This is a genomic window from Thermosynechococcus sp. NK55a, from assembly GCF_000505665.1.
Lineage (GTDB): Bacteria > Cyanobacteriota > Cyanobacteriia > Thermosynechococcales > Thermosynechococcaceae > Thermosynechococcus.
In genome coordinates this window covers 2,035,141-2,057,275 of record NC_023033.1, presented here as the reverse complement: position 1 = coordinate 2,057,275, position 22,135 = coordinate 2,035,141, and the positions used below count along the sequence as shown (strand labels likewise).

Sequence of the window (22,135 nt, the reverse complement as noted above, 5' to 3'; positions counted from 1 at the left end):
CGGAGGATGGCGATCGGTGAATAAACAATGGCGAAACGCAGGTTTATACGTGCTTCTGGCAATCGTGGTGCTGGCCTTGGCCACGGCCTTCTTTGATCGCCAACCCACGACCAAACAAACATGGCCCTACAGTGAGTTCATTCAACAGGTCGAAAGTAAGCAAATCACCAAAGTCAGTATCACCCCTGATCGCTCTCAAGCTCAAGCGATTACCCAAGATGGCACGCGAGTTCTGGTGAATCTTCCCAATGACCCCGAACTCCTCGACATTCTCACAAGCAACAATGTGGACATTGCTGTTTTGCCGCAAAGCAATGATGGCTTCTGGTTCCGCGCCCTCAGCAGCTTGTTCGTTCCCATTGGCCTCTTGGTACTGCTCTTTTTCCTGTTGCGGCGTGCCCAAGCGGGTCCTGGCAACCAAGCGATGAATTTCGGTAAGTCGCGGGCCCGGGTACAGATGGAGCCCCAAACCCAAGTGACATTTAATGATGTGGCCGGGATTGATCAGGCCAAGCTGGAACTGGGGGAAGTGGTGGAATTCCTTAAGTATGCCGATCGCTTTACGGAAGTCGGTGCCAAAATTCCCAAGGGTGTCTTGCTGGTGGGGCCGCCAGGAACAGGTAAAACCCTCCTTGCCCGTGCCGTTGCCGGTGAGGCAGGTGTTCCCTTCTTCTCAATTTCGGGTTCTGAGTTTGTGGAAATGTTTGTTGGGGTGGGTGCCTCACGGGTGCGCGACCTCTTTGAACAAGCCAAAGCCAATGCCCCCTGTATCGTTTTTATTGATGAGATTGATGCCGTTGGTCGCCAGCGCGGTGCCGGCCTAGGGGGTGGCAATGATGAACGGGAGCAAACCCTCAACCAACTGCTGACGGAAATGGATGGCTTTGAGGGGAATACGGGCATTATTATTATTGCCGCGACCAACCGTCCAGATGTTTTGGATGCAGCGCTGTTGCGTCCCGGTCGTTTTGACCGTCAAGTGGTGGTGGATCGCCCCGATTACAAAGGTCGGCTTGATATTCTCAAAGTCCATGCCCGCGGCAAAACCCTCGCTAAGGATGTGGATCTCGATAAAATTGCACGCCGTACGCCCGGCTTTACGGGTGCGGATCTCTCGAACCTGCTCAATGAAGCCGCCATTCTTGCGGCTCGCCGTAACCTCACCGAGATCTCAATGGATGAGATTAACGATGCCATTGATCGCGTCCTCGCAGGGCCTGAGAAAAAAGACCGCGTCATGAGCGATCGCCGCAAGAAGTTAGTCGCCTACCATGAGGCGGGTCATGCCCTTGTGGGTGCCCTGATGCCGGACTACGATCCTGTGCAAAAAGTGAGCATCATTCCGCGGGGGCGGGCAGGGGGGCTAACTTGGTTTACCCCCAACGAAGATCAGATGGATTCGGGTCTCTATAGCCGTGCCTACCTACAAAACCAAATGGCCGTTGCCCTTGGGGGTCGCATTGCTGAGGAAATTGTCTTTGGCGAGGATGAGGTGACAACGGGTGCTTCAAACGATCTGCAACAGGTGGCGCGGGTGGCACGGCAAATGGTTACCCGCTTTGGGATGAGCGATCGCCTAGGGCCTGTGGCTTTGGGACGGCAAACGGGGAATGTCTTCCTGGGCCGCGACATTATGGCGGAACGGGACTTCTCTGAGGAAACCGCTGCCACCATTGATGACGAAGTGCGCAACCTAGTGGAGCAGGCCTATCGCCGTGCCAAAGAGGTACTGGTGAACAACCGCCACGTCCTTGACCAAATTGCCCAAGTGCTCATTGAAAAAGAGACGATCGATGCTGAGGAACTCCAAAGCATCTTGGATCGCAACGACGTCAAGATGGCAACGATTCCCTAGGATGGTCCTTTGCGATCGCCCCAAGGGTCGTGCTAATGTAGTATTCCCTGGGGCTGCGGGCATGGTTTAATGGTAAAACCCTAGCCTTCCAAGCTAGAGACGCGGGTTCGATTCCCGCTGCCCGCTTAGGACTCAAAACCCCCAAAACCAAGCTATTGAGGGCATTTCAGAGATTCTGAGAGGCTCTCTGAGGGTCTCAAATTTCAAACTGGATTTAGAACTCTATGGCCTAGGGCTCAGCCCCGTAGGCTAGGACAGTACTTCTGGATGGATGGATGGATGATTCTCACTGAAAATCTGAATGTCCTCTGGGCCAGTGTCCTCTTTGAAACCCTCTACCGTTTGGGACTGCGGACAGTGGTTCTCTCGCCGGGATCGCGTTCTGGACCGTTGGCGATCGCGGCGGCTGCCCATCCCCATCTTGAGGCTGTGCCGATTCTTGATGAACGCTCGGCGGCTTTTTTTGCCCTTGGCCTTGTTCAACAGCAGGGGCGACCGGTTGCCCTTGTCTGCACTTCAGGCACTGCCGCTGCCAATTTCTACCCGGCCATTATTGAAGCAAGCCTCAGTCATTTACCGCTAATTGTGCTGACTGCCGATCGCCCCCCCGAATTGCGCTTTTGCCAAGCGGGGCAAGCCATTGATCAGGTGCATCTCTATGGTCATGCAGTACGTCACTATCGCGAAGTGAGTCTGCCGGAACTCCCCCTGCTGCCCTACCTACGGCAAACCCTCTGCCATAGCTGGCAAACTGCCCTCTGGCCGGATCCGGGGCCAGTACATTTGAATATTCCTCTACGGGATCCCCTTGACCTGCGCTCTGAGGCCAATTTTCATGGGGTACTTCCAAAAGGCTTCTTTGATCAGGTGCAGCCCTTTGTACCGCCTCGGGTTGTCACCTCTCTCCCTTGGCAAACATGGCAACAGATACAGCGGGGGTTGATTATTGCGGGGCCCAGTCATGGGGTGGATCCTCTGGCGGAAGCTGCCGCGATTGATCGCCTGAGTCGCTTTCTTCAGTGGCCGGTGCTTGCCGATGCCCTCTCTTCGGCGCGGGGACTGCCCCACGGGATTAGCCATTACGATCTGCTGCTGCGAGATGCCCACCTTCGGGAATATCTGCGTCCTGAAGGGGTGATTCAACTGGGACCGCTGCCCACCAGTAAAGCCCTGCGGGAATGGCTGAGTGCCTGCGATCCCCTGATTTGGTGCCTTGACCCCACGGGCGACAACAACAATCCCCTCCATGGCCGCTGTCAGATGTTGGCGATCGCCCCCCAAGCGGTGGACTGCCCCCCGGCCCCCTGCCCCCTAACCCCTACCTCAAGGACTGGCAAGACCAGGATCAACGAGTACGGGAGCAGCTGAAGCGGACATTTGAGGCCATTGATTGGTTCTCGGAGGCCAAGCTAATTTACCATCTGCCCCAGTGGTTGCCATCGCAAACGGCGATCTTTGTTGCCAGTAGTATGCCCGTGCGCGATGTTGAGAGTGTCTGGCATGGGAGCAATCGCCGCCATCGCTTTTACTTTAATCGGGGGGCCAACGGCATTGATGGCACATTGTCCAGTGCCTTGGGGGTTGCCCATCGCGGTCAACCAACTCTCTTGATCACTGGGGACTTGGCCTGCTTGCACGATACCAATGGCTGGCTGATCACACCTCAGTTTCAAGGATGTCTGACCGTGCTGCTGATCAACAATAGGGGGGGCGGTATTTTTGAGCATTTGCCGATTCGCCAGTTTGATCCGCCCTTCGAAGCCTTTTTTGCCACACCACAGCAGGTGGATTTTAGTTGCCTTGCCGCTGCCTACGGCATTCCCTACCACTGTCTGAAGGACTGGGCTGATGTGGCGGTACAGCTTCGCCAGACCCCTTGGCCAAAGATACGGCTTTTGGAATTTAGGAGCGATCGCCACCAGAACGCCCAATGGCGACAGCAGGTACTCGCCCATCTTGGGGGCTGAGTTTTGCTCCTTTAGTGCCCCTTTAGTGACTGTGACTGTGGTGGGAAAGCAACTGCTCCTCAAGGGCAGCAATTTGGTTATAGGCGGCTGTGAGTTGTGCCGTGAGCCGTTGAATTTGAATCTCAGGACTCAGGGGGCGATCGCCACTGAGGTGACGCACCTGGCCATAGTCATCATCCACAAGAATATCCTTGTGCTCTAGGGTACTCACCAAGGGGCGAGGTTTTGGCAGGGGGGTCTGCTCCGCAGGGGTGGTCGGCAGCGGCTTGAGCCGCCCCTCCTCTAAGGCCTTAGAAACCTTTTGGTTGAGTTGTTCAACGATCTGGTACAAAGCATCAATTTTGTTACTCAGAACCAGAATCTGCTTATGTAATAAATCCACGGTTCAAATCCTCTCACGGTGGAATGCTGTAGTTGTCAACTCAACTGCCTCTTGGGAAAATAGGGAAGTGGGATTCCTTAACCCTAGGCACTAGAAATACGCTTGATAAAGCAAACATTATCCGTGCGCAGCAGCTACCTAGGATGGGGGGCATAGGGTGCGGAGACTTAGCTTTCCTAGGAAGCTTTCCTAGGAAGTTAGGAATATCAATCACTACCATAGATGACTGGGATCCAGCCTAAGGAAAATCATCAGACAATGGCAACTTTTTCAAGAAGACTTAAGCCCTAGTAAACTTTTGTAAAAGTATGGATCGTTTTCTACATGTCAAATCCCTGCTAATGGAGATATCCGGTGGAAATTCAGTGCCTGACCCTAAAAAACTTTAAGACCCACCGCGAGCGCACCTTTGAGTTTATGCCCGGTGTAAATGTCATCTGTGGTGAGAATGGTGCAGGCAAAACCAGTATTTTTGAAGCGATCGCTTGGGTCCTCTTTGATGCAACATCGGGCTATGGCAGTGGCTTTAATAAGGCCATTATTCGCAGGGGCACTCAGCGTGCCGAAGCCATCGTCCAGTTTATCTCCGCAGCCGATGGTCGCTCCTACATCGTGCGCCGCAATACGCAGACGGGCTACTCAATTGTTGATCCGCAAGTGGGGGAACTGGGTCTGTCTTTGCGTGAAGATGTCCACGCTTGGCTGCAGGAACACCTCGGTATCCGCAGTGCCTTTCCCCTCAAAGATCTCTTTGAGCAGATCATTGGCATTCCCCAAGGAATGATGACAGCGGATTTTCTCAAACCGCCAGCGCAGCGGCGTCAAATTTTTGAACCCATTTTGCAGGTGAGTGATTATCGCCAAGCCTTTGACAATGCCCTTGCCCTTGTGAATTTTTCTCAAGAGCAGGTGGCATCCCTAGAGCGTCAGTTGGCTGTCCAGAACCAGGAATTGGCCACGCAATCGCAGTACGAACAACAGGCAACAGCCTTAGCCGCGGAGCTAGAGCGCGATCGCCAGCGGTGCGAGGAATTACAACAGGAATGCCAGGCCTTGGCCGCTGAAAAACAGGAATACGAAGCTGCCGTTGAAACGCTGAACCGTCTTCAGCAAACCTGCGAACGCCTGGAAGCCCAACTGCGTCAGCAGGAGGAATTGTGTCGCGATCGCCAGCGCCAGTTGACCGCTGCCCGCGAAAGTCAAGCCCAGTGCCAGCAATTGCAATCCGACTACGATCGCTATCGTCAGCAGGAGGCTTACTACCAAGAGCTCGACCAGCAACTGCGGGAACGGGCTGCCCTTGAGCAAAACATTCGCAAACTGGAGCAGCAGCAACAAAAGCTAGCCACCCAATTGGCCAGTATTGAAAGCCAACGCCAAGCAATCGCCACCATTGCCAGCCAACTCGCCGCCCTAGAACCCCAAATTGCCGCCGCCGACGCCCTCGATGCCGAAATTGCTCCCCTTGAGGCACGCTACCAGCAAGCCCAACAGGCGGACCAACAACTGCGCCACCTCAAGCAACAAGCGGCAACGCTGCAAAGGCGCCTTGCGGAAATTGACCAACAGGTGCAAGCCCTAGAGCAACAGCGTCCCTTAGCCGCCACCCTGAGCGCTAAACAAGCACAACGGGAGCAACTCCAGGCCCAACTCAACCATGCCAGCGCCGCCCATGCCTTTGCCGCCACCCTGGATCCCATTCTCAATACAGCTCAAAGCCAAGCTGCGGTAAGCGATGCCCTTGTGACGGCAGCCATTGCAGGCCTCACGGCAGCTCAGGGATTTTCCCTCGTTGCCGCCGCTATTCAAGAGGGGCTAGGGGCACTCCAACAGCTTCAGCAGAACTATCACTGGCTTTTGGATCAACTCATGGCCCTGCGACAAACCCTCACCGATCCCGCAGCTATTCCTGCCCTCAACCAGAGGTTAAAACAGTTAGAAGCTGACATTGCCCTGGCTGCCGCAGCAGAGCGATCGCTCTTGCAAGCCCAAGCCCTTGAGGAGGAACGCAGCCGTTTGGAAACAGAGCTTAGACAGTTGGGCGATCGCCAGCAGGCCCTAGAACCCCTCAGCCAAGAACTGGCTGATCTCGAGCGCCGCCTGCACAAATTACGTCAAGAACGAGCCAAGCTTGGTCAACCCCATGCCCAGCGGCAACTGTTACTGGAGCAGCAGGCAGCAGCCCCCCAACTGGAAGCGGACTACGAGCGTTTGTGCAGCCAACAGGCCAGCCTGCAAGCCCGCCTCATTCCCCTCTACGGAGAACGCCAACGCTACGCCGCCCTCGAAGAACAGCGGCAACAGCTTAGCGATGAACTAGCCAGACTACGTTCCAGCTATGATACCTATCTCCAACATCAACAGCAGGCTGCCCAAGTAGAGACCTATGAAGCTGCCCTGAGAACAGCGACCCAAGAAGCCAATCAGTTAAACGCCGACCTTGCCAAAGCTCAAGCAGCGTACAAGGCCCAAGAGCAGAAGCTGGATTTAGCTGCTTTCGAGGCCGTCCGCGATCGCTACGAGACCCTACACCGTGAGTATCAACGGCACCTTGGTGCCATTCCCGAAAAGGAAAAGCAGTACCAAAACTGCCTTGCAACCCTCAAGCATCTTGATGAAGTTGCCGCCGCAAAGGAAAAAACGCTGCAGCATCTGGCAGCGGCGCGCAACCACCACCATCTAATTGAGACCGCCCGCGACATTTTCAGAAGGAGCGGTCCTCGGGTCAGTGCAGCCTATCTGCACACCGTTTCTGCCGAAGCCGATCGCCTACTGCGGGAGCTTCTTAACCGCCCTGATGTAGCGCTCCAATGGACATCGGACTACGAAATTCAAGTGAATGAAGGCGGCTACTGGCGACCCTTCAAAAGCCTCTCGGGGGGTGAGCAAATGTGTGCTGCCCTTGCGGTGCGCCTTGCCCTGCTACGGGTACTCGTGAACACCGACATTGCCTTTTTTGATGAGCCAACCACCAATATGGATCAAGTGCGCCGCCAACAACTGGCGGAGAACCTCAGCAACCTCAAAAGTTTTCATCAACTTTTTGTCATTAGCCACGATGAAACCTTTGAAGCCCTCACCGAGCACACGATCCACCTGGAGCGATCGCGCCTTTAGGCGTAAGCGGTGTGGAGTGCCCACCAAATCAGTGCTGCAATAAAGCCAAGAATCAAAACAGCAGAAATCGCGATCATCGCCGGGCTGTCGGCACCATCAAACTTCATAATGCCGCGATTAAAATCCGTGGCCATAGGAATAAACTCCAAGCACCATTGAATCCACAGTAACCAAATTAATTTTAGGCTGCTTTTCTGGGAGTGGGCCTCAGGATAACGAGTTGTTACGATTGATGGCAGTCCGCGACAGACTCCCAACGCTCACCGCTGCCCGATGGGCCGGCTGTGCAACGGTAGAGGGTGGGGCTCCCGCCTAGGAGCTAACCTGTTGCAGTAGCCACAGCCAAGTCCCCAAGAGCCAACGCAAGCCTTGCCAGCGGCGCGATCGCCCCAAGGCAACCACCTCTGGTAGATTCAAAAGCTGGTACACCGCCTGTGCCCGTTGCCACTGCCGTCGGCGCAAAAATCGCCATGTTCCGGCCAAGATAAACTGGTGAAAAAAGTCACACTGGCACTGCCGTAGTTCCGCTGGTGAGAGAATGGATAAATCAGCGGCGGCGGCAAAAATACGCCCTAAAGTGGCCAAGGTCTGGGCCTAGAACATTCCCATCGTCAGGGCTTGATCGTGGATCGTGTAGGCGGCGGTGGCGCAAGGAACGGTGTAAACACCCTTTTGGGCAAAGAATCGTAGCCACTGGTAGAGGTCTGTGGCTTCGCCGTAGGCGGGATCAAAATCGCCGACCTCGTCTAGGAGCGATCGCCGCCAGATCAAGGCTGGAAACCGCACAAATGAGGAATGACGCAGCAATTGCCTGAGGGCTTGAGCCGGAGGGAGCCATCCTTGCCGGCGGGGTATCTGCCGTCGCCAACAGCGCTGATGGGAATCTACCAGATGCACCCCAAAGAGAAAGACATCAAACTGGCTACCGTACTTCCTGAGGGTTGCTAGAATCGTCGTAATTCCTTGGGGTAGTAGGTAATCATCATCGTGCAACAGCAGGATAAACTCCCCAGCGGCCTTGGCTAAACTCGCATTCCAGTTGGCCACCATTCCTAGGCGTTGGGCATTGTGCTGGTAGTGCCAGTGGCCTAACCAGGGAGCGAGCAAGTCGTGTACTGCTGTTGGCGTGGCAGAATCATCGGTAATGATGATTTCCACTTGATCGTGGTACTCACGGGGCAGCGCTGCCACCACTGAGCGCACCCCTTCCACCAGTCCTTGGGGGCGGTTATAGGCGGGAATGCAAACACTCAAGAGTGGGAGTTTGCGCCATTTTGGCGAACTTGCACCGTCTGTTGCATAATCCATCGGGAGAGTGCGTTAACTCAAACAACTCTAGGGCACTGTTTTCGGAGCGATTGCTATGACTTCTGCCACCGTCGATCGCCAGCGTTTGCAAGCGGCTTTGGCTTGCCTTCACCTTAGTTTAGAGGCAGAACTCACCCAATATCGCTGCCATCGCATGGTGCAAGCCCATTCCCCCTTTGAGGCGCTGCCTGTTGACCCATCTGCGATCCCCCCCAACCGAGTGTTCCCCCGACCGCTGCCCCAGAACCTGTTGCCCCAACCGCTCCTCCCGTCATCGGTTCTTTAGCTCCGACTCCTGAAACAGCACCCGCCACCGATGAACACACCAATGAGGGACTTGCGGATCCATTTTTTGAGTTTGATCCCACAGATTTAGCAAAACTGTTACCCCAGTCTTATTCGAGTGATCCCCCTGCCCCCCAAACGCCAACCCCAACAAAGCGCCCCTTTGCCTCCACCCGTGAGCTGCTCAAGCAGGCACGCAAAAATCAACAGCGTCCTTGGTTGCAGCGGCGCGAAAGCAATAGTCAACATCTTGTGCAACGCTGGTTAGTTGTTGTTGGCATTCTTGCCGGGTTAGGTGGCGCAGCCCTGTGGTGGTTCAACCGCCAATTCGCTCCCGTTGCCACTGAATCACCTGTCTCCATACCTTCAACCCCAAAAGCAGAATCACCCACGCCCCCCGTCGGTCCTGATATGACTGCACGGGAATTTCCCGATGTCAACCGCAGCACCCTTGCTCAATTGGAACCTGCGGCCACTCCAGCTCCGAGTGCATTACCCACTCCTGCGACCAGCCCAACCTCATCTGAACCTGAACAGAGGACACAGCTCTTTATCGAAAAAAACCAATGGTCGCTACTATGTGCTGGCTCCCTACAAGGCACCGGCGGATTTAGAAAAGGCCCAAGCCGTCGTACCCGATGCCTTTTTAGTGGGGAATGGCGATCAAACCAAGATTCAACTGGGGATGTTTGTGGAGGAGGCCTCGGCCCAAGCAATGGTCAACCAGTTGCGCGATCGCCTCTAGGGAAGAAGCCAGCGATCGCTGGGATGGCCATATCGTTCCTGCCACTGTAACCAAGTGACATTTTCCCCCTCTAGGCGAAAGGGGTAGGGAGCGTCAGTCCACCAGTGGTTATCCTCCAGTCTTAGTGTCTGCAGGAAGGCTTCCCCCTTGAGGGTTGTCAGGAGCAGCTCTTGGTGGCTGCCAATCCAATTCCCTTCTAGGTGCCAATCTTGAGACGTAATCGTGACCTCCTCACCAGTTTCGGGTAGGGTGACGGTTCGGGGCGAAGGATCGCGGACGCCAATTTGTGCCCCTTGGTTTTCCCAAATCCAGTTGCGGCGCAGGGTCACATGGGCAGCCGCCCAGCCAAAAATGCCGGGAGTTTGCAGATAGTTGGGGGCGATGCTGTAGTTATAGGCAATTAAGGAATCTTCAATTGTGACGGGCCCCGTGCCCGCCTCTAGGAAAAGACCAACCACGGCATTACCGACAAATTGCGATCGCCGAATCTCGACGTTTTGATTATCGGTGTCAAGCCACAGACCGGCTGCTTGATTCCCAATGGCGCGGTAGCGATCAAAGACGGCGCCGCGCAGATGAAAGTACTTCTCCCCCGCATCCCAATCGTAAAAGCCTGCCCATCCCCCCCGCCAATTATTCCCGTGGACAAGCACCTGTTGGGCTGTGAAGTCCCGCAAGCGAACCCCCGCCATGCCCCGCCAGCCATTTTGCAGAAACTGCGTTCGCTCCACCCGCAGGCGATCGCTCCGATGACTTTCGAGGCCGCCCCAATTATTTGCCCAAAAAGTACAGTCTTTGACCTCGATGTCATGGCTGCGTTCAATGCGCACCGCCTGGGTAAATGTGCCGCCATAGTGTTCAAAGCGTAGCCCCACCAAACTGATCAAACCACTGTCTAAAATTCGTAAAGCCTCACGGTGAACAGCTACTTCTAATTCACTGGGTGAGACGCCCGCAGGCAATGCCACATACAGTTGCTGCTCTGGATCATCCACGTAGAAATCATTGCCCTGCAACTCTAGGAAGGAGAGCCGCTGCCGCAGGGGAGTATCTTGCCACCACACCAGCTCGCCCCGCTGCGCCACAGGGGGTAACTCAATGTGAAATGCCGTCCATGGATTACCCGAAAAGCCCCAAGCCAAGGTCCAAGGGTGACGGTAAATGGTGAAGTTCGGAGTACTAGAGACCACTTGCCAATCTGACCATCGTTGACTGCCGCGCAAAATCACGCGATCGCCCGCCTTAGCCAGCAGTCGAAGGGGCGTCTGCCGATGACGAATTGTTCCTAGGGCCTCCCGATAAATCCCGCCATGAATGTAAATCTCTGTGGGGCGATCGTGGGCCTGGGCCCACGCCAAGGCAGCACCAATGGTGCGAAAAGGAGTTGTTGGCATTCCCGTGCCAGCATCACTGGCTTGGGGATCGGCTGGATTGACTTCTAGGGTTAGGGCTGCGGCCGAAATTGCCGCAATTTTGGGTTGCCCAATCAAGAATAAGACCATCACCAGCACAATGCACAGCAGAGATTGCCCCTTCATCGCCGCAGCGGACGGGCTAAATAGGGCACCCACAGGGCGATCGCTGCCACAAAGATCAGCAGCAAGCCAAGGGGCATCTCAATGGATTGCCAAAATAAAAATTTTAGGGACACCGCTTTTGCGTTCTGTACTGAAAAGAGGGCGATCGCCCCACTGCTGATCATCCAGAGTAAAAAGAGCAAAAAGCGACGCATTTATTTTTTTCTCTCAGCTTGTTCTGCTTGGCGAATCATCTCCTCCGTCTTATGGTAGCGGTTATAGGTGGAAAACCCCGTAAAGATTCCCTTGAGAAAGCCATTCAATTGCTCGCGGGTACTGGCACTCGCTGTGCTCAAAGGTGCTGGCAAAAAGCGATCGCCAAAACCAACAAAGACCAAACCAACCACCAGTAGGGGCAAAATCACGTCTTTGACACGCATAGGGCAAACCTCCACAGGTCATGAGGGAATTGCGAGGACGCGCTAACAGGGAAAAAGATAACTAGTAGTTCTAGTAGTTCCTAATGTGCCGCAGGACTGGCAATCATTTTCAGCCTATGCAAAACCTGGCGATCGCGGTTGGGAAACGTTCATAACAAGAATTGTCAATAAAAATATCAATAAAATAAATCGTGAAAATACCCATTAAATCTTTGGGAAGGTTGTTGCTACTATAGTAGGCAAGTCATCCAGACCCCAAGACGCCCTATGGTCAACACATCCCCCTCTTCCTCTCGCAAAGCCCTTACCGTGCGGGGTAGAGCCGCTAGCCCCACAGAACGTGCCATTGTTGCCTCCGGTTACGCCAGTATCGATCAAGTGCGGGAAGCCATGAACACCGCCCGCAAAACCGGCAAGTCCCTAGTAGCCGTGTTGCAGGAGATTACAGGCAACACCATGCCCCCCGATGTGTTACGCCAGTACCACAAACAACAGCTTTTTGAGCTGAAAGTGATCTATGGGGTTGATTGCCTCGATCCCGAACTGAATCGTTTCCCCACCGAGCAAATCGAGGAATTGATCAACACGATTGTACCGATTGATACCTGCCGCACCTACCAAGTCATCCCCATTGCCAAGCACCTTGATGCCGACCCCCCCTATCTATTGGTGGCGATGGTAGATCCCGACAACCTCCAAGCTATTGACAACCTCACCCGTCTGCTGCGGAGTCACAACCTCACGCTCAAGCGGATGGTGATCACCCTAGAGGACTACCAGCGCCTCATTGATCCGATTCTCAATAAACAGGTAGCAGAAACCACCGCCAGCAGAAATGCCCCCGCGGCGATCGGTGAAATCAACATCGAAGAAGACATTGAAGCCATGGGTGGCCTTGAAGAGATTGAAGGGGAGCAGGAGGTTGACCTAGCCGAAGCCCTAAGGGGGGCAGAGGACGCGCCGATTATTGCCCTTGTGAACAAAATCCTAGCCAAAGCCCTCACCGAAGGGGTGTCTGACATCCACGTAGAACCCCAGGAAGAATACCTACGGATTCGTTTCCGCAAAGATGGGGTGCTGCACCAAGCCTTTGACCCCCTGCCGAAGAAAATCGTGCCAGCAGTGGTTTCTCGCTTCAAAATCCTGGCTGACCTCGACATTGCCGAGCGGCGTGCCCCCCAAGATGGCCGCATTCGCAAAATGTTCCAGGGGCGACGTGTAGACTTCCGGGTGAACACCCTACCCAGCCGCTGGGGCGAAAAAGTCTGTTTGCGGATCCTTGATAATTCCGCTACCCAGTTAGGCCTCGATAAACTCATCACCGACCCAGAGAGTCTGGCCATTGTCCGGGAAATGACGAAGCGCCCCTTTGGCTTGATCCTAGTGACCGGTCCCACGGGTTCAGGGAAAACGACAACCCTCTACTCTGCCCTTGCCGAGTGCAATAGCCCCGGCGTCAATATCAGTACTGCGGAAGACCCGATTGAATACACCCTACCCGGCTTGACGCAGGTGCAGGTTATTCGGGAAAAAGGGATGGACTTTGCCTCAATTCTGCGCGCCTTTCTCCGCCAAGACCCGGATGTGATTCTGGTGGGGGAAACCCGCGATAAAGAAACAGCAAAAACCGCTATTGAGGCTGCCTTGACCGGTCACTTGGTGTTAACCACCCTGCACACCAACGACGCAGCCAGTGCGGTTGCTCGTCTCTCGGAAATGGGGGTGGAACCCTTCATGGTCTCCGCTTCCTTAATCGGTGTTGTTGCCCAGCGCCTCATGCGACGGGTATGTAGTGAGTGTCGCATTCCCTATACGCCCACCCGCGAGGAACTGGCACGCTTTGGCTTGTCCGCCTCCAAGGATGTCAACCTCACCCTCTACAAAGCCAATAAACTCACACCCGAGCAGATTCAAGCGGCCAAAGCCAGTGGCCAGCCCATCTGTAGTAAATGTGGTGGTGTAGGCTACAAAGGCCGTGTTGGTGTATACGAAATCATGCGGGTGACCGAACGGCTACAAGGCCTGATTACACAAGGTGCCCCCACCGAGCAAATTAAAGAAGCTGCCGTCGAAGAGGGGATGAAAACCCTATTGGCCTACAGCTTGGAGCTTGTTAAACAGGGACTGACGACCCTTGAGGAGGTGGAGCGGGTTACCTTTACAGACACCGGGCTAGAGGCAGAGCTGAAAGCCAAGCGGAAGAGCTCGCTGACCTGTCGCGGTTGTGGCGCTGAACTGGCGCCTGAGTGGCTGGATTGTCCCTATTGCATGACTCCCCGCTTTGTGGATTAAACCAGCAGTGAAGTAGCAGGAAACTAAAGCTAGACAACCTTTTAACGACCAAACGAGGAGCACCCTATGGAGTTGATGATTGAGGATCTCATGGAGCAGGTCGTGGCCAACGGTGGTTCAGACTTGCACATTTCAGCAGGTATCCCCCCCTACGTGCGCATCAGCGGTAAATTAACCCCTATGGATTACGAGCCCCTCACCCCAGAGCAATGCCAGCGCCTGATCTTCAGCATGCTCAACAATACCCAACGCAAGCACCTAGAGCAAAACTGGGAGTTGGACTGCTCCTATGGTGTGCGGGGTTTGGCGCGGTTCCGCGTCAATGTGTATAAAGATCGGGGTACCTATGCTGCTTGCTTGCGGGCCTTAAGTTCCAAAATTCCCACGTTTGAGCAGTTGGGATTGCCCAACATTGTTCGCGAAATGAGTGAGCGGCCCCGGGGCTTGATTCTGGTGACTGGGCCGACGGGATCAGGCAAAACCACAACCTTGGCGGCAATGATTGACCTGATCAACAAAACCCGCGCTGAGCATATTCTGACGATTGAAGACCCCATTGAGTTTGTCTATGAACCAATCAAGAGCCTGATCCACCAGCGGCAGGTGGGGGAAGACACCAAGAGTTTTGCCAATGCCCTACGGGCAGCGCTGCGGGAAGACCCCGACATTATCCTTGTGGGTGAGATGCGTGACCTGGAAACGATTCAGCTTGCCATCTCAGCAGCGGAAACGGGTCACTTGGTCATGGGCACTTTGCATACCAGTTCAGCAGCTCAAACCGTTGACCGCATGGTGGATGTGTTTCCCCCTGAGCAGCAACAGCAAATTCGCGTCCAGTTGTCCAACTCGTTGGTGGCGGTCTTCAGCCAAACACTGGTTCCTAAGAAAAATCCCAAGCCCGGTGAATTCGGGCGGGTTATGGCCCAAGAGATCATGGTAGTGACCCCTGCTATCTCCAACCTGATTCGCGAAGGCAAGACATCGCAGATTTATTCGGCAATTCAAACGGGCGGTAAGCTGGGGATGCAAACCCTCGAAAAAGTCTTGGCCGATTACTATCGGGCGGGGGTGATTACCTATGAGGCAGCAATGGCTAAATCTTCACGTCCAGATGAGCTGCAACGTCTTATTGGGGCAGGTGCACCTGCGGCGGCAGTGCGCTAGGGAACCGTCAGCGAGCACACCAGATGAATCTGAGAGCAAAGAGGTATTGAGTCATGGCAACCTATGAGGTGCGGATACGAGATGCCCAAGGCAAATACAGAACGGTACGCGAGGAAGCATCAACACCTCGAGAAGCCCGCATGGCTTTGCAGTTGCAAGGGGTACAGGTTCTAGAGGTCAAAGAGGCTCAGAAATTTACTCTCAAGTCGGATCTCGACCTGAGCTTCCTCTCCAAAATTACAGTGAAGGATCGGGCAATCTTTGCTCGTCAGTTTGCGGCACTGGTGAATGCTGGTGTGGCCTTAGTGCGCGGGATCGCTGTTTTGGCTGACCAATGTACCAACCCCAAACTGAAAAAAATCCTCATGGCAGTTAACAATGATATTCAACAGGGGAGTACTCTAGCCGATGCCATGCGCCCCCATTCAGAGGCCTTTGATAACCTATTTGTGGCCATGATCCAAGCGGGGGAAACAGGGGGGGTTCTCGACGAAGTGCTCAACCGTCTCTCAAAGTTGCTGGAGGATCAGGCTCGCCTTAACAACCAGATTAAGTCGGCTTTGACCTATCCTGTGGTGGTGGGTCTGTTGGCTGTGGGCATCTTCCTAGGGATGGTGATTTTTCTGATTCCTGTGTTTGAGGGGATTTTCAAACAGTTGGGAGGTGAGCTGCCTCCCTTTACGGCCATGATGGTGGCTCTTAGTCAATTCCTGCGCACGCCCCAGTATATGGCGTTGCTCATTGTTGCTATCATTGGTTTGGTCTTAGGGATTCGTTTCTATTACAAAACACCTAACGGCCGCCTAACGATTGACGGTCTGCTGCTAAAGTTGCCCCTCTTTGGAGATTTGATCCAAAAAACGGCGGTGGCACGGTTTTGCCGCACCTTTGGCTCATTGTCCCGTTCTGGGGTGCCGATTTTGCGCTCCCTTGAGATTGTAAGTGCCACAGCGGGTAACCAAGTCATCTCCAATGCCATTGATCGCGCTGCGAAGCAAGTCCAGACAGGGGGGATGTTGAGCCTTGCACTGCAACAGGAACGGGTCTTTCCGGTTCTAGCCACCCAGATGATTAACGTGGGCGAGGAGACAGGGGAATTGGATAAGATGCTTATGAAGGTGGCCGACTTCTACGAAGATGAAGTGGAGCAGGCAGTGAAGGCTCTGACCAGTGTGATGGAACCCTTGATGATTGCGGTGTTAGGGGGTATGGTAGGGTCAATTCTGGTGGCGATGTACCTGCCCATGTTCAAGATCTTCGATCTGGTCAAGTAAACCTTGCCATGGCACATCTATCCCCGTCGCGAACCCACTACGACATTCTCGAGGTGGCGCCCACGGCCTCGTTGGCAGAGATTCGCCGTGCTTATCGGGAAAAGAGTAAGCTCTACCACCCTGATACGACGACATTGCCGCTGGCGATCGCCCGCGAGGAGTTTCATCGCCTCAATGAAGCCTACGCAGTGCTGACCAACCCAGAGCAACGGCAGTGGTATGACTTGCAATTGCGCTTGCGTGGCCAGTCTCAGTTGAAGCCACCCCATAGGACAGGGGGAGGGGGGGGCTCTCGCTCCCAAAGCTCTGGGCGTTCTACCAGCATTCCCCCAGAGGATCGCCCCCTCTCGCCGGGGGAGCTTTTTGCCCTGTTTATCTTGGGGCTCACCTTTGTTAGCTGTCTGGTTCTGGCGGTGATTGTCGGTTTGTCCCAACAGGGGCAAGAATGGATCTTGCAAATTGTCAGTCGCATCTCAGAAGTCGGATGAATAACCTGCCTAACCCCCAAACTCCTCTCTACAACCATGCCCTGCCCCAAATTGAAGCATGGCTACAGCAAAAGGGCTGTGTGCGGGACGAAACAGATATCCACTGTTGGGAGTTAGAGTATCCCCAGTGGTCAGTTCGGATTTGCTTGGATATTGAGGAGTTACAGGTGGTCTATCGCGATCGCCTTGCGGGCAGTGTGAGTCAGCGTTCTTTTAAGTACTCCTGCCCGCGCGCGGATGTGGAAGAAGCGATTTTTGCTGCCCCTTAAACGCTATATAGTGGGGCCATAGTGGGTATTTCTGGTGTTGTTTCACTGGATGGCTTGCCGATCCGTTTCAGACCGAAAATCCAGAGAATTCGCTCCTCAATGGCTGCAGCTTGTTCTTTCGTGCCCACTTTCAAGAGGAGCTGATAGGTCAGCATCAGCCTTTCAATTTCGGCCACTTGGGTGCGGATTTCTTCCTCATCTAAATAGAGACTTTCCAGCACTGCATTCAAGTCCACTTCCGGATTGGCAGTCAAGGAAGCACCCTCTGCGACCACGGATTTGAGCTGGCCTTGATACTGCCGCAACAGACGGCGAATAGTGTAGGCAGTAATAGGCAGTAATTTCGTCATTTACGTTACCCCCAAATCACTTTCCCTTCTGTATTTCCGCCTATCAGCGATTTTTTTAGACATCAAAAGGGTATATAACTAATTTGTAAAGTTTGAATTACCATACGTTATTATTCTATAGACTTTAGAACTTGGGGATCATCCGTAACTCTACTGAATTTGTTGTGATTTAGCCCACAAAAACCATGGAATTATGGGCATTTGCGGATATTGTAAAGTTATATAAACAATTGGATTTTGTTAATAAATGTAACAAAAGTTGTTTGCTAGACCTTGGACACTTGGCGCAACTGCTGAATGCTGTCACGAATACACTGAAGAGCCAAATCAATCTCAGCCTCTGTCGTGGTGCGCAATAGGCCAAAGCGCAAGGAAGCGCGGGCCAGGGTGGGCGATCGCCCCAAGGCAAGGAGAACATGAGAGGGGGTAGGTTTTTCACTACTACAGGCTGCCCCCGTCGAGAGGGCGACATAGGGATAAATGGAGCGCAGAAGGGCATTGCCGTCAACCCCAGCAATACTGATATTGAGACAGTTGGGCAAACTTTGCTGCCAATCACCATTGAGATAGATATCCCCCAAGGAAACCAACCCCTGCCACAGTCGTTCCTTGAGATGCCACAAATAGGGAATATCCGTTGCTTGACGTTCCTGAGCCAGCTGCACCGCTACTCCAAAGCCGACAATGAGGGGAGTGGCTAGGGTTCCCGATCGCCAGCCCTGTTCTTGAGGACCGCCGTGGAGTTGAGGCGCCAGTTGCACCCGGGGGCGATCGCGCCGCACATAGAGGGCACCAATACCTTTGGGTCCATAGAGTTTGTGGGCAGTCAGGGACATGAGATCCACCTGAAGCGCCTGAACATCCAAGGGAATTTTGCCTAGAGCCTGGGCGGCATCGGTGTGGAAGAGTACCCCGCGATCGCGACAGCAGCGACCAATCTCAGCCAAGGGTTGTAGCACGCCAATTTCATTGTTGGCAGCCATCACGGACACCAGGAGGGTCTCGGGCGTAAAGGCTTGCTCTAACTCAGCGAGATCAATCAACCCTTTTTCATTCACCCTCAGATAGGTCACCCGAAAGCCCAGGGACTCCAAATAGCGGCAGGGAGCAAGCACCGCCTTGTGTTCCGTCTGTACGGTAATGATATGGCGACCGCGACTGTAGTAGGCTTCCGCCACCCCCTTAATGGCCAGATTGTTGGCCTCGGTCGCACCACTGGTAAAAATAATCTCCTCTGGACGGGCATGGATGGCTGCGGCAATGGTTGCGCGGGCAACCTCAATGGCGGCGGCGGCCTCCCAACCGTAGGCATGGCCACGATTACTGGGATTGCCAGGGCGATCGCTAAAATAGGGCAACATTGCTGCTAACACTTGGGGGTCCACCGGTGTAGTGGCCAGTCCATCTAAGTAAATTGGCTTCATTCCCAATCTTCCCAAAAACTCTAGCAAGGAATCCCCCACTCAATGGCTATTCAAGCAACCGAGCAGTAGAAGGCACCAAGGGGGACTATATTGGAAATGATAGGGATTTTCCCAGGGTTGGCCGAGCGGATGAGGCAGCGAACTCATAATTCGCCATAGGCTGGTTCAACTCCAGCACCCTGGATCTTTTAATCCCCGGGAGGCCAATTGAGCGATCGCCTTCCGCTACACTGAAAGAAGTTTCGTGTCGCAAATTTTGCCATGAGTAGCAGCTACAAACCCCAACAGGCCTCCGACAAAAACCTTGAAGCCATGCGCAAGTTTGCGGAAACCTATGCCAAGCGCACTGGAACCTACTTTTGCTCAGATCTAGGGACAACAGCAGTTGTTCTCGAAGGATTAGCTAAACATAAGGACGACTACGGCTCCCCCTTGTGTCCCTGTCGCCACTATGAAGACAAAGAAGCAGAGGTGGCAGCCGCCTACTGGAACTGTCCCTGTGTGCCCATGCGGGAACGGCGGGAGTGTCACTGTCTCCTCTTTCTAGCCCCAGATCATCCCTTTGCGGGTACGGCTCAAGAGATTACCTTCGAGCAAATTCGGGAGGAAACCAATCGCTTTACAGTTGCTTAGTCTTCATCCTATCGCTGTGGATGCCCGCAGACACAAACTGACGGGTGGGAAGGCGGCCAAAAATATCAGCTAGGGGCATGATTCACAGGCACGAGGGTAGGTAAGCTGCTCTCGCTGGTTCCCTCTCCCCAGAGGTAGCTGCAAGCGGCGTCACTGTGAAGATTGTATTGCAAAGATCGTAGTCAAGGCGCCCCCTGCGGGAGCTTATTTATCAATCAGGGATAAAACACCGGCATTGCCAATGCTGAGGCAAACCGTAATTGCATCTTGGACATTCCTGCAGAGGAAGATAATTTGACCTGTGGCATCGTTAGCAAACGCAGCTATCGGTGGAGTTAGGCCGCTGGCGATCGCGACCAGGACACTGAAATGTAGCTGGCCCCTTCACAAATCTTTAAGATCTTTAAGAATAACCCACGCCGATGATCATCGCGCCGTAGATTAAATAACCCCATCGGCAGTCAACAAGGCTTTGTAGAGTCCGGGTCGGCGATCGCGAAAGAAGCCATAGGCCGCCCGCAGGCGCTCAATTTCCTCTAAATCAAATTGATGAACAAGCACGGCTTCTTGGGAGCGATCGGCTGTAGCCACCAGATCTCCCCTTGGATTGGCAATAAAGGAACTGCCATAAAATACTTGCCCCCCTTCATCACCAACACGGTTCGCTGCCACCACTGGAATTACATTTGCCACTGCATGGCCAACCATCACCCGTTGCCAAGGGTCTTTGGTGTCCAGTGTGGGATCATGGGGTTCACTGCCAATGGCGGTGGGATACACTAGCACCTCTGCCCCCATGAGGGTCATCACCCGTGCTGCCTCGGGGAACCACTGATCCCAGCAGATGCCGACACCGATTCTGCCGTAGCGGGTGCGCCAGACCCGAAAGCCTGTATTTCCCGGTCGAAAGTAGAACTTTTCCTCATAGCCGGGGCCATCGGGAATATGACTTTTGCGATAGACACCCAGATTGACGCCCCCCGCATCAATCATGGCCACACTGTTGTAATAGACGGTACCCGCCTTTTCAAAAAACGAGACTGGTATCACCACCTCCAGTTCCCGCGCCAAGGCCTCAAAGTGGGCGAGCGTTGGGTGGTTTTCCACGGGGTGTGCCCGCTGAAAGTGAATCTCCCGCTCTTCCTTGCAGAAGTAGTGCCCCTCAAATAGCTCTGGCAGGACAATGAGCTGTGCTCCCTGTTGATGCGCCTGCCGCACTAAGTCACTGAGGTGCAGAATATTAGTCTCAACGTCATCGGTCAGTTCAGCTTGAATGGCAGCAACGGTCAGTGTTCTCATAATTCCTGCTGAGTAATGCAATGGAAAGCGCCTCCCCCTTCTAAAAGGGTCCGCGCGGGCAGGCCAATGGTTCTGCGATTGGGAAAGAGCTTAGCGATCGTCTCCACTGCTTTGGTATCGGCTTCGACACCATAGGTGGGGACAGCAACAGTAGTATTGGCGATATAAAAATTGACATAGCTAGCGGGCAAAATCTCCCCCTTTTGACTCATCACCCGCCCCGGTGAAGGGACTGGGATCACCTCTAGGGAGCGCCCCTTGGCATCCGTCAGGGTTTGCAACTGCTGATAAATCGTCAGCAGGATATCGCGGTTGGGATCGTCAGGGCTGTCAGGCAACATACAGACCACGGTTGCGGGGGCGATAAAACGCACCAGGGTATCAATATGACCATCGGTGTGATCGTTGACCAATCCCGATTCAATCCAGAGGATTTTGCTCACGCCAAGGGCGGGCTTGAGGCGGGCTTCCACTTCTTCGCTGCTTAAATAGGGATTGCGGTTGGGATTGAGGAGGCACTGGCGAGTGGTGAGGCAGGTTCCTTCGCCATCCACTTCGATCGCTCCCCCCTCGAGAAATAGGGGCACAGTACCATAGGGTATCCCCATCTGGATGGCTAGGCGGATGGCCAAGTCACTATCGCCAGCCAGTTCATACTTTTTGCCCCAGCCATTAAAGGGCAAACAGAGGAGCCGTCGCTCGCCCGCCTCATTGATGAGGCCCACAGGAGCTGTATCCCGCAGCCAAATGTCACCAAAGGGCAGTTGATAAAATTGCGGGTTGAGATCGCTTAGGTAGGAATGGGCAGTGGCTTTGCCTGTTTCATCCAGCACCAGAATTTTCAGTTGCTCGCCTCGACATTGACCCGTAACCGGATCAGGGTCAGCGATTGCCCGACACAGGGCAGCAAACTCGAAGCGCACCTGCGGTAATAACTCCCCCCAAAGATCTTCGTGACTAGGAAAAGCTAACCAACAGGCGCGATGGGGCAGCCACTCAGCGGGCTGAAAAAAGAGGGACATAAAGAGCAATTAGCCCTTTTTGTTAGTCTTAGGTGCAGATTTAGTGGCGGCTTTTTTCCCTTTAGCCGTTTGCTGAGGCTTGGTACCGCTGTATTTACGGCGGAAGCGTTCCACCCGCCCTTCGGCGTCAACAATTTTCTGAGTACCGGTGAAGAAGGGGTGGTTGCCTGACCAGATGTCTACGTGCAGTTCTGGTTTCGTGGAACCAACTGTCATGACCACTTCACCATCGCAATAGACTTTGGCTTCGGGATACCACTGGGGATGAATGTTCGGTTTTGGCATAGGAGTCTCACCACAAAGG

At 54.1% G+C, this 22,135-nt stretch carries 22 protein-coding genes, 2 tRNA genes and 1 pseudogene; 13 read left to right on the top strand and 12 right to left on the bottom strand.

Features of this window, described 5'->3' with window-relative positions; translation table 11 throughout:
* Positions 1–16 precede the first annotated feature (16 nt).
* The 3 genes and pseudogenes from ftsH3 to menD all read left to right on the top strand — a co-directional run bounded on the left by ftsH3 (position 17) and on the right by menD (position 3,822).
* Positions 17–1,855, top strand: coding sequence for an ATP-dependent zinc metalloprotease FtsH3 (gene ftsH3, locus NK55_RS10060; RefSeq protein WP_024125602.1), 1,839 nt, complete (start codon positions 17–19; stop codon positions 1,853–1,855).
* Positions 1,856–1,910: 55 nt separating this feature from the next.
* Positions 1,911–1,981, top strand: a tRNA-Gly gene (locus NK55_RS10055).
* A gap of 153 nt (positions 1,982–2,134) precedes the next feature.
* A pseudogene (gene menD, locus NK55_RS14245) lies at positions 2,135–3,822 on the top strand (2-succinyl-5-enolpyruvyl-6-hydroxy-3-cyclohexene-1-carboxylic-acid synthase).
* Positions 3,823–3,844: 22 nt separating this feature from the next.
* On the opposite strand, the gene NK55_RS10045 reads toward menD, so the two are convergent.
* Positions 3,845–4,204 (bottom strand): hypothetical protein, encoded by a 360-nt coding sequence (locus NK55_RS10045; RefSeq protein WP_024125601.1) that lies wholly within the window; start codon positions 4,202–4,204, stop codon positions 3,845–3,847.
* A gap of 354 nt (positions 4,205–4,558) precedes the next feature.
* Between NK55_RS10045 and NK55_RS10040 the strand changes: the two genes are divergently transcribed.
* Complete coding sequence (locus NK55_RS10040; RefSeq protein WP_024125600.1) at positions 4,559–7,321, top strand: AAA family ATPase; 2,763 nt, start codon at positions 4,559–4,561, stop codon at positions 7,319–7,321.
* Here the strand turns inward: NK55_RS10040 and NK55_RS13715 are convergent.
* The 3 genes from NK55_RS13715 to NK55_RS10030 all read right to left on the bottom strand — a co-directional run bounded on the left by NK55_RS13715 (position 7,318) and on the right by NK55_RS10030 (position 8,575).
* Entirely contained in the window at positions 7,318–7,455 is a 138-nt protein-coding gene (locus tag NK55_RS13715; protein ID WP_024125599.1) for a hypothetical protein, read from the bottom strand. The two genes, NK55_RS10040 and NK55_RS13715, sit on opposite strands and share 4 nt — an antisense overlap.
* A gap of 178 nt (positions 7,456–7,633) precedes the next feature.
* Complete coding sequence (locus NK55_RS13585; RefSeq protein ID WP_051372845.1) at positions 7,634–7,906, bottom strand: hypothetical protein; 273 nt, start codon at positions 7,904–7,906, stop codon at positions 7,634–7,636.
* Between the two features lie 9 nt (positions 7,907–7,915).
* Positions 7,916–8,575 (bottom strand): glycosyltransferase, encoded by a 660-nt coding sequence (locus tag NK55_RS10030; protein WP_162147187.1) that lies wholly within the window; start codon positions 8,573–8,575, stop codon positions 7,916–7,918.
* A 109-nt stretch (positions 8,576–8,684) separates the two neighbouring features.
* Here NK55_RS10030 and NK55_RS13580 point away from each other — a divergent pair, with 109 nt between their 5' ends.
* A complete protein-coding gene (locus NK55_RS13580; RefSeq protein WP_041429238.1) occupies positions 8,685–8,915 on the top strand; it encodes a hypothetical protein in 231 nt (76 codons plus the stop codon).
* 432 nt (positions 8,916–9,347) lie between these two features.
* Positions 9,348–9,659: an SPOR domain-containing protein gene (locus tag NK55_RS13575; protein ID WP_041429237.1), complete on the top strand. Its 312-nt coding sequence runs from the start codon at positions 9,348–9,350 to the stop codon at positions 9,657–9,659.
* Here NK55_RS13575 and NK55_RS10015 read toward each other — a convergent pair.
* Genes NK55_RS10015 through NK55_RS10005 form a run of 3 tightly spaced genes read right to left on the bottom strand, consistent with a single transcriptional unit; the run spans position 9,656 to position 11,616 of the window.
* Positions 9,656–11,230 carry a right-handed parallel beta-helix repeat-containing protein gene (locus NK55_RS10015; RefSeq protein ID WP_162147186.1) on the bottom strand — a complete coding sequence of 525 codons (1,575 nt, stop codon included), beginning with the start codon at positions 11,228–11,230 and terminating at the stop codon, positions 9,656–9,658. The genes NK55_RS13575 and NK55_RS10015 overlap by 4 nt on opposite strands.
* Positions 11,194–11,391 (bottom strand): lipopolysaccharide assembly protein LapA domain-containing protein, encoded by a 198-nt coding sequence (locus tag NK55_RS10010; RefSeq protein WP_024125597.1) that lies wholly within the window; start codon positions 11,389–11,391, stop codon positions 11,194–11,196. Before NK55_RS10010 ends, NK55_RS10015 begins: the two co-directional genes overlap by 37 nt.
* Complete coding sequence (locus NK55_RS10005; protein WP_024125596.1) at positions 11,392–11,616, bottom strand: hypothetical protein; 225 nt, start codon at positions 11,614–11,616, stop codon at positions 11,392–11,394.
* A gap of 267 nt (positions 11,617–11,883) precedes the next feature.
* Between NK55_RS10005 and NK55_RS10000 the strand changes: the two genes are divergently transcribed.
* From NK55_RS10000 to NK55_RS09980, 5 genes are all read left to right on the top strand, one after another.
* A complete protein-coding gene (locus NK55_RS10000; RefSeq protein WP_024125595.1) occupies positions 11,884–13,908 on the top strand; it encodes a GspE/PulE family protein in 2,025 nt (674 codons plus the stop codon).
* Between the two features lie 66 nt (positions 13,909–13,974).
* Complete coding sequence (locus NK55_RS09995) at positions 13,975–15,072, top strand: type IV pilus twitching motility protein PilT (protein ID WP_024125594.1); 1,098 nt, start codon at positions 13,975–13,977, stop codon at positions 15,070–15,072.
* A gap of 53 nt (positions 15,073–15,125) precedes the next feature.
* Positions 15,126–16,346, top strand: coding sequence for a type II secretion system F family protein (locus NK55_RS09990; protein WP_024125593.1), 1,221 nt, complete (start codon positions 15,126–15,128; stop codon positions 16,344–16,346).
* A gap of 8 nt (positions 16,347–16,354) precedes the next feature.
* On the top strand, positions 16,355–16,834 hold the full coding sequence (locus tag NK55_RS09985) for a J domain-containing protein (RefSeq protein WP_024125592.1): 480 nt from the start codon (positions 16,355–16,357) through the stop codon (positions 16,832–16,834).
* Positions 16,831–17,103, top strand: a complete 273-nt coding sequence (locus NK55_RS09980) for a DUF3143 domain-containing protein (RefSeq protein WP_024125591.1) — start codon at positions 16,831–16,833, stop codon at positions 17,101–17,103. Before NK55_RS09985 ends, NK55_RS09980 begins: the two co-directional genes overlap by 4 nt.
* Here the strand turns inward: NK55_RS09980 and NK55_RS09975 are convergent.
* Positions 17,100–17,453 (bottom strand): hypothetical protein, encoded by a 354-nt coding sequence (locus NK55_RS09975; protein WP_024125590.1) that lies wholly within the window; start codon positions 17,451–17,453, stop codon positions 17,100–17,102. The two genes, NK55_RS09980 and NK55_RS09975, sit on opposite strands and share 4 nt — an antisense overlap.
* Positions 17,454–17,719: 266 nt before the next feature.
* Entirely contained in the window at positions 17,720–18,877 is a 1,158-nt protein-coding gene (locus tag NK55_RS09970) for a cysteine desulfurase family protein (protein ID WP_024125589.1), read from the bottom strand.
* A gap of 111 nt (positions 18,878–18,988) precedes the next feature.
* Between NK55_RS09970 and NK55_RS09965 the strand changes: the two genes are divergently transcribed.
* Both NK55_RS09965 and NK55_RS09960 read left to right on the top strand, forming a co-directional pair.
* Positions 18,989–19,061, top strand: a tRNA-Ile gene (locus NK55_RS09965).
* A gap of 77 nt (positions 19,062–19,138) precedes the next feature.
* On the top strand, positions 19,139–19,510 hold the full coding sequence (locus tag NK55_RS09960) for a ferredoxin-thioredoxin reductase catalytic domain-containing protein (protein ID WP_024125588.1): 372 nt from the start codon (positions 19,139–19,141) through the stop codon (positions 19,508–19,510).
* Between the two features lie 441 nt (positions 19,511–19,951).
* Here the strand turns inward: NK55_RS09960 and aguB are convergent, their stop codons facing one another.
* The 3 genes from aguB to rpmE are packed head-to-tail and all read right to left on the bottom strand — an operon-like array spanning position 19,952 to position 22,116.
* Positions 19,952–20,809 carry an N-carbamoylputrescine amidase gene (gene aguB / locus NK55_RS09955; protein WP_024125587.1) on the bottom strand — a complete coding sequence of 286 codons (858 nt, stop codon included), beginning with the start codon at positions 20,807–20,809 and terminating at the stop codon, positions 19,952–19,954.
* On the bottom strand, positions 20,806–21,831 hold the full coding sequence (locus NK55_RS09950; RefSeq protein ID WP_024125586.1) for an agmatine deiminase family protein: 1,026 nt from the start codon (positions 21,829–21,831) through the stop codon (positions 20,806–20,808). The genes aguB and NK55_RS09950 overlap by 4 nt, the downstream gene beginning before the upstream one ends.
* A gap of 9 nt (positions 21,832–21,840) precedes the next feature.
* Positions 21,841–22,116: a 50S ribosomal protein L31 gene (gene rpmE / locus NK55_RS09945; RefSeq protein WP_024125585.1), complete on the bottom strand. Its 276-nt coding sequence runs from the start codon at positions 22,114–22,116 to the stop codon at positions 21,841–21,843.
* Between the last annotated feature and the right edge of the window lie 19 nt (positions 22,117–22,135).

Excerpts from the sequence above, each read along its gene's own strand:
- NK55_RS10000 (WP_024125595.1), top strand. The coding sequence starts at position 11,884 with ATGGTCAACACATCCCCCTCTTCCTCTCGCAAAGCCCTTACCGTGCGG.
- NK55_RS13580 (WP_041429238.1), top strand. The coding sequence starts at position 8,685 with ATGACTTCTGCCACCGTCGATCGCCAGCGTTTGCAAGCGGCTTTGGCT.
- NK55_RS09960 (WP_024125588.1), top strand. The coding sequence starts at position 19,139 with ATGAGTAGCAGCTACAAACCCCAACAGGCCTCCGACAAAAACCTTGAA.
- NK55_RS13575 (WP_041429237.1), top strand. The coding sequence starts at position 9,348 with ATGTCAACCGCAGCACCCTTGCTCAATTGGAACCTGCGGCCACTCCAG.
- NK55_RS09990 (WP_024125593.1), top strand. The coding sequence starts at position 15,126 with ATGGCAACCTATGAGGTGCGGATACGAGATGCCCAAGGCAAATACAGA.
- NK55_RS10010 (WP_024125597.1), bottom strand. The coding sequence starts at position 11,391 with ATGCGTCGCTTTTTGCTCTTTTTACTCTGGATGATCAGCAGTGGGGCG.
- NK55_RS09995 (WP_024125594.1), top strand. The coding sequence starts at position 13,975 with ATGGAGTTGATGATTGAGGATCTCATGGAGCAGGTCGTGGCCAACGGT.
- rpmE (WP_024125585.1), bottom strand. The coding sequence starts at position 22,116 with ATGCCAAAACCGAACATTCATCCCCAGTGGTATCCCGAAGCCAAAGTC.
- NK55_RS09970 (WP_024125589.1), bottom strand. The coding sequence starts at position 18,877 with ATGAAGCCAATTTACTTAGATGGACTGGCCACTACACCGGTGGACCCC.
- NK55_RS09980 (WP_024125591.1), top strand. The coding sequence starts at position 16,831 with ATGAATAACCTGCCTAACCCCCAAACTCCTCTCTACAACCATGCCCTG.
- NK55_RS09950 (WP_024125586.1), bottom strand. The coding sequence starts at position 21,831 with ATGTCCCTCTTTTTTCAGCCCGCTGAGTGGCTGCCCCATCGCGCCTGT.
- NK55_RS09985 (WP_024125592.1), top strand. The coding sequence starts at position 16,355 with ATGGCACATCTATCCCCGTCGCGAACCCACTACGACATTCTCGAGGTG.
- aguB (WP_024125587.1), bottom strand. The coding sequence starts at position 20,809 with ATGAGAACACTGACCGTTGCTGCCATTCAAGCTGAACTGACCGATGAC.
- NK55_RS10005 (WP_024125596.1), bottom strand. The coding sequence starts at position 11,616 with ATGCGTGTCAAAGACGTGATTTTGCCCCTACTGGTGGTTGGTTTGGTC.
- NK55_RS09975 (WP_024125590.1), bottom strand. The coding sequence starts at position 17,453 with ATGACGAAATTACTGCCTATTACTGCCTACACTATTCGCCGTCTGTTG.
- NK55_RS13715 (WP_024125599.1), bottom strand. The coding sequence starts at position 7,455 with ATGGCCACGGATTTTAATCGCGGCATTATGAAGTTTGATGGTGCCGAC.